The organism is Aphanothece hegewaldii CCALA 016 (assembly GCF_003007785.1).
GTDB lineage: Bacteria > Cyanobacteriota > Cyanobacteriia > Cyanobacteriales > Microcystaceae > Chroococcus > Chroococcus hegewaldii.
In genome coordinates this window covers 90,538-106,243 of the sequence record NZ_PXOH01000014.1, presented here as the reverse complement: position 1 = coordinate 106,243, position 15,706 = coordinate 90,538, and the positions used below count along the sequence as shown (strand labels likewise).

14 protein-coding genes are annotated in these 15,706 nt (G+C 39.9%); 6 read left to right on the top strand and 8 right to left on the bottom strand.

The features are described 5' to 3' along the window. Positions 1–267 precede the first annotated feature (267 nt). Together C7H19_RS13920 and C7H19_RS13915 are read left to right on the top strand one after the other, a co-directional pair. Positions 268–1,128: a phytanoyl-CoA dioxygenase family protein gene (locus tag C7H19_RS13920; protein WP_106457484.1), complete on the top strand. Its 861-nt coding sequence runs from the start codon at positions 268–270 to the stop codon at positions 1,126–1,128. 7 nt (positions 1,129–1,135) lie between these two features. After that, positions 1,136–2,398, top strand: coding sequence for a glycosyltransferase family 4 protein (locus tag C7H19_RS13915; protein WP_342752295.1), 1,263 nt, complete (start codon positions 1,136–1,138; stop codon positions 2,396–2,398). Here the strand turns inward: C7H19_RS13915 and C7H19_RS13910 are convergent. From C7H19_RS13910 to C7H19_RS13890, 5 genes are all read right to left on the bottom strand, one after another. Further along, complete coding sequence (locus C7H19_RS13910) at positions 2,389–3,747, bottom strand: MATE family efflux transporter (RefSeq protein WP_106457483.1); 1,359 nt, start codon at positions 3,745–3,747, stop codon at positions 2,389–2,391. The two genes, C7H19_RS13915 and C7H19_RS13910, sit on opposite strands and share 10 nt — an antisense overlap. A 101-nt stretch (positions 3,748–3,848) precedes the next feature. Then, the gene (locus C7H19_RS13905; protein ID WP_245927524.1) at positions 3,849–5,129 is read right to left on the bottom strand and encodes an ATP-grasp domain-containing protein; all 1,281 of its coding nucleotides are present in this window, start codon (positions 5,127–5,129) and stop codon (positions 3,849–3,851) included. A 122-nt stretch (positions 5,130–5,251) separates the two neighbouring features. Then, on the bottom strand, positions 5,252–6,046 hold the full coding sequence (locus C7H19_RS13900) for an O-methyltransferase (protein WP_106457481.1): 795 nt from the start codon (positions 6,044–6,046) through the stop codon (positions 5,252–5,254). Next, the gene (locus C7H19_RS13895; RefSeq protein ID WP_106457480.1) at positions 6,046–7,284 is read right to left on the bottom strand and encodes a sedoheptulose 7-phosphate cyclase; all 1,239 of its coding nucleotides are present in this window, start codon (positions 7,282–7,284) and stop codon (positions 6,046–6,048) included. The genes C7H19_RS13900 and C7H19_RS13895 overlap by 1 nt, the downstream gene beginning before the upstream one ends. A 774-nt stretch (positions 7,285–8,058) precedes the next feature. After that, positions 8,059–9,618, bottom strand: a complete 1,560-nt coding sequence (locus C7H19_RS13890) for a phytoene desaturase family protein (protein ID WP_106457479.1) — start codon at positions 9,616–9,618, stop codon at positions 8,059–8,061. A 114-nt stretch (positions 9,619–9,732) separates the two neighbouring features. On the opposite strand from C7H19_RS13890, the gene C7H19_RS13885 reads away from it, so the two are divergent. The 4 genes from C7H19_RS13885 (at position 9,733) to C7H19_RS13870 (ending at position 12,768) form a co-directional block, all read left to right on the top strand. Beyond that, positions 9,733–10,389, top strand: coding sequence for a hypothetical protein (locus C7H19_RS13885; RefSeq protein ID WP_106457478.1), 657 nt, complete (start codon positions 9,733–9,735; stop codon positions 10,387–10,389). A gap of 72 nt (positions 10,390–10,461) precedes the next feature. Beyond that, complete coding sequence (gene ndk / locus C7H19_RS13880; RefSeq protein ID WP_106457477.1) at positions 10,462–10,911, top strand: nucleoside-diphosphate kinase; 450 nt, start codon at positions 10,462–10,464, stop codon at positions 10,909–10,911. Positions 10,912–11,426: 515 nt separating this feature from the next. Continuing rightward, positions 11,427–12,194, top strand: a complete 768-nt coding sequence (locus tag C7H19_RS13875) for a hypothetical protein (RefSeq protein ID WP_106457476.1) — start codon at positions 11,427–11,429, stop codon at positions 12,192–12,194. 10 nt (positions 12,195–12,204) lie between these two features. Next, entirely contained in the window at positions 12,205–12,768 is a 564-nt protein-coding gene (locus tag C7H19_RS13870; protein WP_106457475.1) for a hypothetical protein, read from the top strand. Between the two features lie 38 nt (positions 12,769–12,806). Here the strand turns inward: C7H19_RS13870 and C7H19_RS13865 are convergent, their stop codons facing one another. Genes C7H19_RS13865 through C7H19_RS13855 form a run of 3 tightly spaced genes read right to left on the bottom strand, consistent with a single transcriptional unit; the run spans position 12,807 to position 15,675 of the window. Beyond that, on the bottom strand, positions 12,807–14,210 hold the full coding sequence (locus C7H19_RS13865; RefSeq protein WP_106457474.1) for an NAD(P)(+) transhydrogenase (Re/Si-specific) subunit beta: 1,404 nt from the start codon (positions 14,208–14,210) through the stop codon (positions 12,807–12,809). Beyond that, the gene (locus tag C7H19_RS13860) at positions 14,211–14,501 is read right to left on the bottom strand and encodes an NAD(P) transhydrogenase subunit alpha part 2 (protein ID WP_106457473.1); all 291 of its coding nucleotides are present in this window, start codon (positions 14,499–14,501) and stop codon (positions 14,211–14,213) included. Between the two features lie 37 nt (positions 14,502–14,538). Continuing rightward, complete coding sequence (locus tag C7H19_RS13855; protein WP_181280608.1) at positions 14,539–15,675, bottom strand: Re/Si-specific NAD(P)(+) transhydrogenase subunit alpha; 1,137 nt, start codon at positions 15,673–15,675, stop codon at positions 14,539–14,541. Positions 15,676–15,706: the final 31 nt, after the last annotated feature.

Here is a 15,706-nt window from a genome sequence, read left to right as displayed (position 1 = left end):
TTAGTAAGCCAACTTTCTCTCAATATATCATCTATCAAAAATTGAGAAATAGCAAATTATTTTTTGAGCTTTTTTGTTATTTAAACTTATAAAAATATTGGTTATTTAACAAGAAATACAACTGTCATAAGTCAGATATTTTGAATTAATCTTTAGTTAGATGCGAAATCCATATTAATCAAGTAGGCTCAACAAAGAGACAATTTGTCATATCGTCACTTCATTAGCTCAAAGCATTAATCAAGCTTAAAAAGGATAAAACATAGAATGTTGATAGCAAATAGCAGTAAAATTAGCCGTCAAGAAGTAGAAAACTTTAAGCGAGACGGTGTGATCTGTCTTAAAAATGTTGTTGATGATTATTGGGTAGAACGGATGCGAAAAGCCGTTGATCGCAATTTATTAAATAGTAATGGAGTCAGAGGAAGAAAACTAAAAACAGGTGATGTTGTTCATGATTATGGACTTTGGCTAAAAGATAATGATTTCCGTGATTTAGTGTTTAAATCTCCTTTAGCGAGGGTTGCTGCTCAAATTATGGAATCAGAAACAATTAACTTTTTGTGTGACGGTTTTTTTGTGAAAAAAGCAAAAGCCGATAGTCATGTGGGATGGCACAATGATCTACCTTATTGGCCAGTTAAGGGGTGGAAATGTTGTAAAATTTGGTTGGCTTTAGATCCAGTCAATCAAGAAAATGGGCGATTAGAATATATTAAAGGCTCTCATTTATGGAATAAAGATTTACGAGAAAATTCTAATGTTTCTTGGTTTTCTGAGCCGTCATATTCTGATATTTTATATTGGGATATGGAGCCAGGTGATGCTTTAGTTCATCATTTCCAGACGATTCATCATTCAATAGGAAATACAACTTATAAGTCAAGGCGTGCTATTGTCACAAATTGGACTGGTGATGATGTTGTTTATGATCCAAGTCCGCAAACTTGGCCGTTTCAACCGATTGAAGAAATTGGAATTTCAGAATTTAATTCACTTGATACGCTTCGATCTGGTGAATCAATTGATTGTGAAATTTTTCCTAAAATTGACCTCACCCCTAGCCCCTCTCCTACGAGTAGAGGGGAACAAAACCCTAATTTTTTGAAATTCCCTCATCGCCTTTAAATTAATAATGATTAAACCATTAATTGTTAGTAGCTATGATCCTGTAGGTGGTGCGGGTGCTTCTCGTTCAGCTTATCGACTCCATCAAGGCTTTCTTAAGTTAGGAATTGATTCTAGAATGCTCGTTCAAGATAAACGGATGGATGATCCGACTTTAGTGAGCGCACCGAATCAATTTGCTCAAAAAATCTGGAAAGCGCGTCGAAACTTGGATGCTTTACCTCTAAAATTTTATCAAAATCGACAAAAGGGTGCGGTACTTTTTCCGATTCAATGGCTTCCAGATATTATTAATCCACAAATTAATAAACTTGCTCCCGATATTGTTAATTTGCGCTGGATATGTGATGGTTTTTTACCAATTGAAGCACTGGCAAAAATCAAAAAACCGATCGTTTGGACATTTGCTGATTTGTGGGCATTTACGGGCGGATGTTGCTATTCTCAAGGATGTGATGGCTATACAAAATCTTGTGGTAAGTGTCCAATCTTAAAAAGCGATCGCAGTTGGGATTTATCTCGTTTGACATGGCAGCGCAAAGCTAAAGCATGGAGAGATCTAAAGTTTACCATTGTTACACCGAGTCATTGGCTGGCCCAATGTGCTAGATCGAGTTCACTATTTTGCGATAAAGATATTAGAGTCATTCATCATGGTTTAGATATTGAGTTATATCATCCAACGGAGCAAAAAACTGCAAGAAACTTACTAAACCTGCCACAAGATAAGCATTTAGTTTTATTTGGGGCAATTAACGCCATTAATAATCATCGAAAAGGATTTGCTTTATTACAAGCAGCATTACAAAAACTGAGTCATTCTTCATTACAAAATAAAATAGAGTTAATAGTATTTGGGGCTTCTCAACCTGAAAAAACTATAGAATTAGGTTTCCCGATTCATTATTTAGGTAAAATCGATGATGAGCGTAAACTAGCTCTACTTTATTCATCGGCTGATGTCATGATTGTGCCATCGACTGAAGAAGTTTTCGGACAAACTGCATCTGAATCTTTAGCCTGTGGTACGCCTGTAGTTTGTTTTGATACAACGGGCTTAAAGGATTTGGTCGATCATCAACAGAATGGATATCGTGCAGAGTGTTTGAGTAGTGAAGATTTAGCGAATGGTATTGCGTGGGTGATCGAAAACCCAGAACGCTCTCAAAAACTGAGTTTACAAGCACGAGAAAAAGCCGAACGGGAATTTAATTTATTAACACAAGCAGGTCGTTATTTATCTTTGTTTGAAGAATTACTTCACTCTTGACTTAGATGATTAAATCGCCAGATAAAGAGAACCGCAACCACGACAGTAGCAACTAATTGCCCAATCCACAAACCAACACCACCTAAGTTTAAACCAAAACCTAGTCCATAACCCACCGATAGACCAATACCCCAATAGCCTAGTATATTCATGAACATGGGAATTTGTGTATCTTGAAGACCTTGTAATGCGCCATAAACCGCCTTTTGAAGACCGTCTAGGACTTGAGCGATCGCAGCAGTCAGGAGCAGTGGTAAGGCAATGGCGATGATCGCAGCATTGTCGGGATTCTGCACATCTAAATAAATCCCAATAATCTGTTTAGGAAATAGCAAAAAAGCGATCGATACACCGAGGGTAAAAAGTGTACTAATACTCATACTAACCCATGCCGCTTGTTTAATTTTGATGCGATCGTTTCGTCCCAACCATAAACCAACTCGCACCGTAGTCGCGTAAGAAATTCCTAACGGTACCATAAACACCATAACAATAGTCTGCAACACGACTTGATGGGCTGCTAAAACCTCAGTTCCTAATGTTCCCATCCAAAACATGATCACCATAAAAAAGCCCGTTTCTAAGCCCGTAAAGATGCCAATAGGGACACCAACCCAAACTAATTCCCAGAGAATTTGAGGTTTAACTTGATGAAGTCTTTGGAAAATACGATAGTTTTTCAGGTTTTGATTAATTAAGACATATAGTGCTAAGGCGATAAACATTCCCCATAATGCCGAAACACTCGCTATTGCTAATCCAGCTAATCCTAATTGTGGAAAGCCAAATTTACCAAACCCTAAGATATAATTCCAGACAATATTAAAAACCGTTCCACCTACGACGATGATCATAATTGGACGTGCTTGAGAAAGAGCCGAAACAGTGGCACGCAGTGCAGCAAAACCCATACCAGGTAATAAGCCCCACCGCATAATATCTAAGTAAGTGTTGACATATTGTAGGGTTTTATCTGACTGTCCCGTGTGTTTTAACCAAATGTCAAGATGTCCCGTAATGATGATCAAAGGGAGTGAAATTAATAATGTTAACCAAATTCCCTGACGAGCAATTTGTTCAATGCGATTTTTTTGTTCAGAACCAAAAGCTTCGGCAATTAGGGGACTCACACCCATGACAATGCCACTCGCAGTTGTCATAATCGAGAGGAAGATCATTGCTGCTAGTCCACCTGCTCCTAAAACATCGGCTCCCATGCGACCCATCATCACTGTATCAGCAAATCCGATCGCTGATTGGGCAACTTGAGCGCTGGCAAGAGGGATGGCGAGTTTTAAAAATTCGCGGATTTCAGATTTAAGGTTGGATCGCAGTAAAGTAGAGGTCATGTAAGCGGAAATGAGAAAGAATGAGCCAAAGAAGAACAATGATTGTAGGGGTTTGGTCTCCAAACCCAAAAAGATTTGGAGTTATTTCCATAAATTAAACCTTAATCTCCCCCCATCTGAACTAGCTTACCAATATTAAAGTCGATCCGAATCCAGTCTTTACCCTGTCGTAAGCTCTTAAGCAACAGTAACGGAATTTGCCACCCATGAACCATCAGAAAAGGTAGTGGATCATTCCAACTAAAAATAGCATCTTTGCCCTTGAACAAAATACCAAGACGATACGCAACCTCTTGAAGTGAACTTAAATGCGTCACCAGTCGCCAAAATTCATGATATGTCCAATAGGTAGGACGGGCTGAGGCTAACGGTTCTAGGGGTTCTGAGAAAGGTTCTGGATCGAGGTAGGCTTTTGCTAAGTCGGGATGATTGTAGAACAATGTGATCGCAGAGTGGGTACGGGGGTTACACTCGATCGCATATACTTCACCTGTTGGGGTACGGATGAAATCAAAGGACATTTGTCCCGTTAGTTTCATTCCCTGTACAAATTGAGTCACCCATTGCTTGATTTCTGGTATATCTACAGCCTCGTAATTCACCTGAAAAGCGGAAGATTCACAGCAGCAATACACCCGTAATTCACCATTCTTTACTGTACTATGAACACAGTACTCTTGACCTGTGATAAACTCCTGCATCACCCAAGGTTTAGTTTCTGAAATGGGTAAGGAATTGACAAACATTTCAGTATCTTGACGGGATGCACAGGGAAGCTTAGTCAGGTTTAGACGATTTACTGAATCATAGGGAATGCTTTTGATGATATAAGGATGAGTTTCCTTAGAGAAATCAAAATCGAGAACTTGCTGAGGATGCGTGATTTTAAAAGATTTGGGAACGGTTAAACCTAAGTTGGTGGCAGCTTGAGCAAACTGATACTTATCATCTAGTTGTTGTACCGTTTTAGCATCTTCATGGAAAACATCACACTGTTGAGCCAGCAATTCTTTAGCCAAAGCATCATAATAACTGGCTACAGGGCTACAGACGGGTACATAGAGATCGACCTGTTCTTTTTGAGCGATATCGAGTAATCCTTGTAGATAGCCTTCTGTATCTTGTTTGGGGTCGGGAATGGTATAAAAGCGATCGACTGCCCATGAGTAGCGATGACCGACTAGCCAATATTTATGGGTTTCGACTAATATGACTCGATGCCCTGCCATATAAAACGATCGCGCTAACTGCAAGGCTTTCGTCATCTTTCCACCACTAATCATTACAGTTTTAGGGTTAGATGCTATCACTCGCTTTCTAAATGGCCAAACCCAACTCCAAACTAAAGCAGTGAGAGTCAGTGCTAAATTGAAGGGCAACATCAATAATAACAATAACAGTGTCCCTAGCGTTTTCAGTGATGACCCTTGTATCGATCGCAACCATCCCTTACTTAATGAACTTGAATCAGCCGATGAATTAAAAAGATTATCCATGATTCACCTCAGACTCGTCTTATAATCGTTAAGCCATCGCGCAAGGGTAATAATACCTGTTCAACACGGGGATCATTAGCGACGTGACGATTGAACTGTGCGATCGCAGAACCATTAGCAGATTTCTCACTTAGATAAGGTTCGCCTTGCAGCAAGGTATTATCAACACAGATAATTCCGTTTGGTGCTAATAAATTCGTCTCTAACAGAAAGTTGAAGTAATCGATATAACCCCCTTTATCTGCATCGATAAACACGAAATCAAAGGACTCGCCCATATCAGATAACTGTCGCATTGTCAAGAGGGCTGGTGCAACTTTAACCTTGATTTTGTGACCATGAGGCGAATTATCAAAACAGTGTTGAGCGAATTGAGCCACATAGGGATCAACTTCACAGGCTACGACTTGTCCATGCTCAGGTAACGCTTCTGCCATCGCTAACGCAGAATAGCCAGTAAACATCCCAATTTCTAAAATTCGGGTCGCCTGGGTCATCCTGACAAACATTTTTAGTGTTTGCCCTTCCACGTGTCCTGATAGCATTTCCTGTTCTAGAGGAACTTCAGTAACCTGTTTTTGCCAATTTTGGCCCCATTCTTCTTGCTGAGTCTTAGTCACCAGTTGGCGTAATGGCTCCGAGTCGGGTGTGGTACAGTCTTCTAGATAAGGATCGAGTCCAGACGCAATTTGATACGCATAGCATAACTCATCTTTTAAAACTGTATCCGTTGTATCAATTTTTTGAACAATCGACTCTAAGGTTTTGGCTAAAATTCCCAAGGGTGTAACTGGACGCGCCATCAGTATGTCTCCATCAAATTAGATTGAACTTCTTTGATACTGATGTACATTTCTTCGCCATCACCTTGACGTGGATAGTTCTGACAAATAGCCCGATGTAAGAGTAATGAATTATCTAATTCTTCACGGGTGAGATCATTCATAAAGAAACACTTACCGATGGGTTTTGGGGCAGCAGCGCGAAGTAAACCATCACGAGTACGGCTGATCGATTGGGTGGCTTTCCAGAGTAGTTCGCTGGTGAGATAGTCGCTATCAAGGGCTAGACCAATACGACTCATCACACCTAAAATACGATCGCGTTCTTCAACAGTAATATAACCTCTTTGTTGGGCAATAGTCGCGGAAAGAGCCATATCAATATTGACCGCATGACCGTGATACATGGGAGTTTGGGGCGTTAGTTCTAGTGTGGGACTCCAAGTATGTCCATAGGCGATCACCCGATCTAGGTCAAGTTCATGTAAGTTGGGTACTTCTAGTTCCAACATCGTCTTAATGGCATCGTAGGTAAGTTGATGACCAATTTCTCGGAGTTCTGGAGTCCCGTTAAGATAGCCGAAATGGGTATTTAGTAACTCTTCGCCGTACTTCTCTAATGCTTGAAAAATGCTTGAATTAGAAACAACCGCAATTTTGATTAATTCTGCCATACCATTGCGAATTTGAGCAATCGGCAGCGATCGTAAAAACGAGAAATCTAAAATAACTTTTTGTGAAGCGTGATAAGCCCCTAGACGGTTTTTCAGCTTACCATGATTAACGGCAACCTTGATCGCTACACTTGCATCGATCATCCCGATCAAAGTTGTGGGAACTCGAATATAATTGGTTGCACGACGATAGGTTGAGCAAGCAAAACCAGCTACATCCGTAATTAGACCACCACCGACAACGAGTACAGGTTCTTTTCGCAGTAAACCAAAATCGGCAAATTGATCAATGATTAATTTAAGAGTATCTAGAGTCTTATCTGTTTCTCTGATCGTAATTGGAAAAGCAGTTAATTCAATCTCATGGTAATCAAAATAGTCTTGCATTTGTTCGCCATAGATCTCGTAGACTGTTTGATCCACGATCATTAAACAGCGTCCTAATTTGCGATAGCTATCTGCAATTTCAGGATTTTCTTTATTAAATGCTCCATCGACATAAAGTAAGCTAAATTCGATTTTTTCGTAGCCTTCTACATGAAAAGCGTTATCTGTTGCCGTAAAACTGGACTGAATGACACCCATAGTCTTTTTTAGTACATTTATCGCTTCATATCTTAAATTCCCTTTCTATTGGCTTCCCTCTGTCAATAGATATACATTAATACATTTGTTGTGGTTTTCTCAAAAGTCCAAAAAATAGTGCATTCAAGAGTGAACTTTTTTTAGATTTTTCTAAATTTTCAGGATTGCCAGAGAATAATGTGAAAATTATCAAAAAATTGGGTAAAAAACCCCGTCATTTATGACGACTTTGTGCTACAATTAATTTGGTCGTTGACCTGCTAGGCGTGAAGAAACAAGAAACACTCCGTAGACTCTTGTTGCTGAACCGTCAATGGTATTAAAATGAATCCACACGGCAAGGACAAAAAATAATTAAATAGGGTAGGGCTTACCCGAATTTACGCTTACGGGAGTGACTCGTTAAGTGGCTTGCTGTAAAAGGTGTAGTCGAGGCTGATCAGATTTGCTCGTGTAAGACCGAAAACTTAGTTAACTAAGTTTAAGGCAGTGGGCAGCCTAAGAATCCTAGCCCTTTAGGGCGGGGAGTGTCAACAAATTATCAAATTATCTAGACCGCCAGAGAATGAATTCTCTGTCTCATAGCACAAGTCCATTAAAATGGACTAAGGAGCTTATAGAGAGACGGTTTGAACCGTCTTTAGCTATAAGCCGTGAAATTCATTTCACGGTGGTCTATGGAACTAACTTGATCAGCGAATTATTTTTTTAACTTTCATCAATGGACTTAGGCGATGAGAAATTCATTTCACGGTGGTCTGTAAAACTAACATATCACCGAAATAATTTGTTAATTTCTATCTCTTTCAACATCTCTAAATGTTTCGAGACTGATGCAAGTGTATTAGCGGTAATCATGCCACTTGCGGCAACAGCAGGTAAACCAATACCCGGAAAGGTCGAATCACCACAACACCATAAACCCGAAATAGAAGTCTTTGGACTGGGGAAAAAGCCTTTACCTGCGGCAATTGCAGGGCCATAGGAACCGTGATGACGGCGTAAAAAGCGTTCGTGAGTTAATGGTGTTCCGACTAAAGTAACTTCACAACGAGAACGAATATCAGGAATGATTCTCTCTAAAGCTTGCCACATTACCTCAGAGCGATTTTCTTTTTGTTGTTGATATGCAATACTTTTTCTATCCATTTCCTGCCAAAGTTGATAGGGTTCATTACCGGGAGTATAAACATGAATGGTATGTTTACCCTGTGGTGCCAGAGACGGATCTAAAATCGAAGGAATAGAAATTAAAATTAGATTTTGTGGTGCAGTAATTCCCTTTTCCCAGTCATTCACAATAATATAATGACACGCTAAATCTGAAGGTAAATGACTTGCATCAATTCCTAAATGAAGGTGCATAAAACTATCACACTTAGGTGTTGCTTCACGCTCTTGACGAAAACTATCTGATACTGAATCCTTGGGTAATAATTTTAGAGTATCCCAAATCGACGCATTAGAAATAACCGCCCGTTTAGCCTTGATGATTTCGCCATTGCGTAACTTGATTCCTGTAGCGTGTCCAGATTGAATAAAAATTTCTGCTACGTGTGCATTGAGACAAACTTTTCCCCTTTTCTTTTCAATTCCTCTTACTAACGCATTAACAATCGCACTACTACCCCCTACAGGATAATCTAAAACCACCCCAGGACGATACCAATCAGCAAACATAAACGCCATTTCTGCCGCGCTAGTTCCATCCGCCAGTAAACCCGATAGCAAAAAACACAATAAATCTAGCCAATTACGGATAAATGGGTCACTAATCACTTCATCTCGAATTCTTCCAAAAGCACCCGTTAATTTAAGCGTATTTCCTGCTTGTAAGGCAAGTGTTGGCAAAAAACGCCCAGTAGTAAGAATCGCCCCTAAATCTAATCTAATTGCAGCAGGAGGAATCGCAACAGCCGCTTCAGCATAGGGTTTCATGACTTGTTGTAACTTTCGCCATTGTTGGACTGCTTCTTGTCCCCGTAGCCGTAATAAAACTTCACAAAATTGCTCGGCTCCAACCGTTGTCTTAAAATCGCCTTCGGGTAAACAACAACCCCAAGTATCATAGTTTACCCATTCTAAATCTTCATCGATCGCATCGAGAACCTGTCGCAGTGGGTTAGCGGATGGACTATAGGATAAACCAGAATACAAAGATGGGCCAGAATCAAACAAAAATCCTTGATATTTGAACCCATGTGCAGCACCACCAGCAATACTATGACTCTCACAAACCATCACCTCAAAGCCATAGCGGGCAAGTAACGCAGCACAACTTAAACCCCCGATGCCACTTCCAATGACAACAATATCAGTCGTTAATTCACTCATCTTTAATCATCCTTTTCCTGTAACAAAGCTTAACATTAGCTCGTATAAATTTTGTGCCGCAAGTGGGAATACTGATTAAAAACAGTATTCTATTCCGTATTTCGCTCGCTTTTTATGAGTCACGCTCAACTACTACAATCAGCAAAGAGAGGAGACACCGAAGCAATTAGCATTCTTTTAAATCGATGTCTTCAGGTTAGACGAGTTAGTCTTGTAGAAACCAATCTCAATGAAAACTGTTTAGAACTCAAATTAGTATCGCCGAAAGTTCCTAACCAGTACAAACTTATTCCGTTTTTACGAGATGAAATCAGTAGTTTAGGAATAGAATTATTAGAAAAAGTCAAAATCTATGCACTGACAGATATCACCAGTGAGCCAGCTTGGGAAACTTCAATTATACTCGAACAAGATTGGTCTACTGCTCAAAACCTAGCCGATGCAGTCGTTAAAGGAAAACGTTCTATTTATGAAGAAAACGAATCTGAAATAGTTGCTGATATCTCCTCTGAAGAAGAAAATCTTATAGAAGAACAAACAGAAGTAGAAAACATTTCCTCAGTAACAGAAACAATTGAAGAAAATCTATCAATAACAGAGGAAGTCCCCCAAACACTGATTCAACCTCCCCAAAAATCGTCTTTATCTCTTTTTCCATTGGTATTATCATTCGTCATTGGGCTACTAACGGGTTTATCAATAGGATATTTTTTCAGTATGCAAAAAGCGAGTATTTCTGAACCAACTATTTATACCACTCCTCAACAATGATTTAGCAAAATAGAGACAATCTGGGTTAATCTGGGTTTTGGGAAAATTTGCCACCAAACAAGGAGACATACTGTGGAACGAACTTTTTTAATGATTAAACCCGATGGAGTACAACGCAACCTCGTAGGTGAAGTTATTCGTCGTTTTGAAGCAAAAGGCTTTACTCTAGTTGGTCTTAAACTGATTAAAGTATCTCGCACCCTAGCCGAGCAACATTATGATATTCATAAAGAAAGACCTTTTTTTGGTAGCTTAGTTGATTTTATTACTTCTTCCCCAGTTGTAGCGATGGTTTGGGAAGGTGATGGAGTTGTCGCCTCCGCTAGAAAGATTATCGGTGCAACCAACCCACTTACCTCCGAACCTGGTACCATTCGCGGTGATTATGGTGTTAGCATTGGTCGTAATTTAATTCATGGTTCTGATGCCACCGAAACCGCACAAAGAGAAATCAGTCTTTGGTTTACTGAAGATGAACTCGTTAGCTGGGAACCAAATCTAACACCTTGGTTATACGAGTGAAGCACCTATGACTAAAGTCAAAGGCTTCCCAGACTCAATTCGCAACCGAACTGATTCACACTCGATGATCTACTTTTTGAGTAGCCACCACTTAACGAGTGTTTTCCGTGGGCGTAAGTTTCCGCACGGGAGTGCGGTACTTAATAATTATACCATAGTTTCGCCGCCTCTCATCCCATGACATTCAGTCACGGGTGTACGGGCGCGGCTTATAAATTTTTTGGGGGTTTGGTCTCCAAACCCTCCTCTAGATTTTTTTAATCAAACTCTTGTTTATTTCTCGCTATGGGTGTACCCTAAAAATTGAGAAAACGTAAACAATACTAAATACTTTTGCAAGGTAAGATCAGTTAACGATATTTTGATTTTGTTATCTAGGTAACAAGATTTGAAAATAAAAAGACTAGCGTGATAAATAAAAAAGAAACGTATTGATTGCTACAAATTATTAAACAAATTTAAAGATAGGATCAACATCTTCCTTTAGACAGATTCTTTTTATTTAGGTACTCACTATGGCAGAGATGACAAAAGATATCAATCTCAATCAAGTAGCTATTTTACTAAGCCGCTATCAATTTGAGATGAAAGGAAACAATACACAAGAATTACTAGAGCAGTGGCAACCATTATACCCAGTAAGATGGATACGTTTAGCTGTGGTAGAAGCTTTATATCAAGGGCGATATAAAGTTATTTCTGTTGAACACATTTTGAGTTTGTGGTTAAGACGAGGGCATCCGACATTCCACTTTAACCATGAATTTGAACGGATGATTTGTAATAATATGATAGGCTCTGTGGTGACAAATTCCACTGATATAGCCCAACGTCGTCAAGCTCAAACAGCTTTACCGAGTTTTTACCAAAAGGAACAATCTACTACTTTTTTATTCTCTTCTAGCCAAGAAATTGCTACAACATCGGACTTAGCAGTAGAAGAAACTTCAAAAGAATTACCCCAAAGTGAAGTACAAGAAAATGAATTAATCGAACCAGAAAATAACTTTGATTTAGAGAATTTCTTGGCTGACGATGAACCTACTTTTATCGACAATTCTCGGTTTGATTCTTCGGCAACTCAACTAACTGATGTCAAAGAATTATTTGCTCAATTAATAACGAAAGAACCTTCATCAGAACCCACAATATCACCCGAAGAAACTCCCGCAAAAACCGAAAGACGAATCATGTCGGGACAAACTATTGATGAATTTAAACCCGATTTAGATTATTCTGCTCTTTATTCCAAGCTCAAAGCCGTCTTACAACAAACATTATAAATTTGGTTAAATGTTAGATTTCTCTCTTGGTAAGTATTTAACATTAGAGGATTTTTGTACTTGTACGAAGACTTACCAAAAACATATTGATCAAATTAATCCTTATCCAAAAAATTCGGATACGATGCAAGCTCTCCAAAACTTAAATCAATTTATTATTGATCCAATTATTGATTATTTTGGAAAAGAGCAATTTAAATTAACTTATGGTTTTTGTTCTTACGATTTAAAAAAATACCTCAATCAAAAAGATCCGATTACTGGAATCAAAAATGGTCGTATTGATCCGAGTCGGGATCAGCATATGGCTCATGAAACCAAAAAAAATGGACAATATTACTGTAATAGATTGGGTGCATCTTGCGATTTTTTAATTATTAATTATCCAAGTGATGAGTTAGTCGAATGGATTTTAAATCAAAAATTACCGTTTGATTCCCTCTATTTTTATGGAAAAAATCGACCAATTCATATTAGTTATGGTTCCCAACATAAACGAGATATTTGGACATTTACTAATACTGGTGTACCAACTAAAAAAGGGATCGAAAATTGGATAAAAAAAAGGGTTTGAAAACCAAACCCCTACAATCATAAAATTTAATTTTGAACCTATTGCAGTTGTTTCACCTGTGAAACCAAATTCGCTACGACATCTTGTGCGCTACCGAATAGCATAAAGGTTTTATCATCGTAGAATAGTTCGTTTTCGATCCCAGCAAAACCACTCTTCATACTACGTTTGATTACAATTGTATGATGTGCCTTATCAACTTCTAAAATCGGCATACCATAAATTGGGCTAGTATTATCATGACGGGCGGCTGGGTTAACCACATCATTCGCACCAATGACTAAAGCGACATCCGTTCTTTCAAACTCTGGATTAATATCATCCATATCATAAAGTTGATTGTAAGGCACATTCGCTTCAGCTAAGAGTACATTCATATGTCCGGGCATTCTTCCAGCGACGGGATGGATGGCGTAGCGTACTTCTACTCCCATTTTTTCGAGTTGTTCCGCTAACTCTCTAATGGTATGTTGGGCTTGAGCGACTGCCATTCCATAACCAGGTACAATCACAACATTACGAGCATAGCCTAACATCATCGCGCTTTCTTCAGCATCGATCGCATGAACAGTTTTATCCGTTGCGGTTGCTCCATTGCCAGTACCCGATGTTTCGCCACCAAAAGCAGTAAAGAGAACACTGGTTAAAGAACGGTTCATCGCCTTACACATAATCTGAGTTAAAATCAACCCAGAAGCACCGACTAAAGCACCCGCAATAATTAGCATATTGTTGTACAAGATAAACCCGACGACACTCGCTGCAACTCCCGAAAAAGAGTTCAAAAGCGAAATCACCACAGGCATATCACCGCCACCGATGGGCAGTACAAACATCACCCCAAACACCAGCGAAATAGCCACTAAAGCCAGCAAAATCTCTGGGGAAGTTGGATGAATAAACAGATAGACACTACCCGCGAGAAAGGCTAATAAAAGAGAAGCGTTAAAAGGTTGTTGAAAGGGAAAAGTAACAGGGCTACCACTAACTAAACCTTGTAACTTGGCAAAAGCGAGTATACTACCCGTAAAAGTAACGCCACCGATCAAAATTCCCAAAATTGCGATTAATACCGCATCAAATCCAATATTTGTGCCTTTATCCAACAGTCTCCAATATTCGCCAACTGCAACCAAGGCACTCGCCGCACCTCCAACACCGTTGAAGATCCCCACCATTTGAGGCATTTCAGTCATAGCTACTTTTTGGGCAGTTACTGCGCCAATGAGTGAACCGATGACGATCCCCACAATAATTAACTCATAACTCACAATCGATTGATCGATCAAGGTGGCGACGATCGCAATTAACATACCAACTGCTGCGATCACATTTCCTTGACGGGCGGTTGCAGGTGATCCCAGTTTTTTTAAGCCAACAATAAACAGGGCTGCTGCAACGAGATAAGATAATTCAATTCCGGTTAATAAAGTATTATTCATCTACTTAGCTTCCTTCTTCTTAAACATTTGCAACATCCGATCCGTTACGAGAAAACCGCCCACAACGTTTATGGTGGCCAGAATAACCGCAAAAAAGCCGAGGGATGTCGTAACATTCCAATCTTGCGTACCGGCAATTAATAACGCCCCAACAACCGCAATACCCGAAATGGCATTCGATCCCGACATCAAGGGAGTATGTAAAGTAGGGGGGACTTTATTGATCACTTCAAAGCCAACAAAGGAGGCTAAGACAAAGACAACTAAACCCGTTAAAAGTTCTGGACTCATAGATCATTCATTATTGAGAAAAAGGACAAAATCAAATCTAGACAGCAACCGCCAAAGCATCTTTCACTTTTTGGTTGCGAATTTCGCCATTATGTGCTACACAAGAATCATTGACAATGTCATCCTCAAAATCAAGGTTTAACATATCGTTCTTGATCAAGTATTGAATTAAGGTTTGTAGGTTTTTGGCATAAACCTGACTGGCATTCGTGGGAACAGAAGCAGGTAAATTCAGGGTTCCTAAGATGGTGACACCGTTATGATTGATATTTCTACCAGGTTCGGTAAAGGCACAGTTTCCACCTTGTTCGGCGGCTAAGTCTACTACGACTGCACCTGGTTTCATCTGGTTTACCATATCTTCGGTGACGAGGACGGGGGCTTTTTTCCCCGGAACTTGGGCGGTTGTAATGACTACATCTGCTTTTTTGATGTGTTCGGTTAAAACTTCTCTGATACGATCTTGGGTGTTGGTGTTGACTTCTTTCGCGTAACCATTGTGTGCGACGGTATCTTCTTCGATCGTCACTTCGATAAATTTCGCCCCAACGCTTTGAACTTCTTCTTTAACTTGGGGACGAATATCAAATGCTTCGACGACAGCACCTAAACGGCGGGCGGTGGCGATCGCTTGTAACCCGGCTACTCCTGCTCCCAAGACTAAAACTTTAGCGGGGGGAATGGTTCCCGCCGCAGTGGTCATCATGGGGAATAATTTAGGTAAATAAGCGGCAGCTAAGACGGCGGCTTTATATCCTGCGATATTCGCTTGAGAAGATAGAGCATCCATACTCTGAGCGCGGCTCGTTCGCGGGATCAGTTCCATGCTAAAAGCAGTTACTTTTTGCTCGGCTAATTGTTTGATCCGTTCTGGGTTTCTTAAGGGGTTTAGAAAACTAATCAAAACGGTTCCAGCTTTGAGGCTTCTAATTTCGTCTTCATTGGGGGGAGCCACTTTCAGAACGATATCGGCTTCTTGCCAGAGGGCGACCGAATCATTAACGAGTGTAGCACCCGCTTCTGCGTAAGCTTCATCCGCAAAAAATGAGCCAGTACCTGCGTCATTTTGTACCATCACGTCTAACCCTTGTTTGACGAGACGGGCTACGATATCGGGAACGAGTGCAACTCTTAATTCTCCTAAGTCACTTTCTTTGGCTACAGCAATTTTCATTATCTACTCTCCATAGACGTAGTAGGGCTAA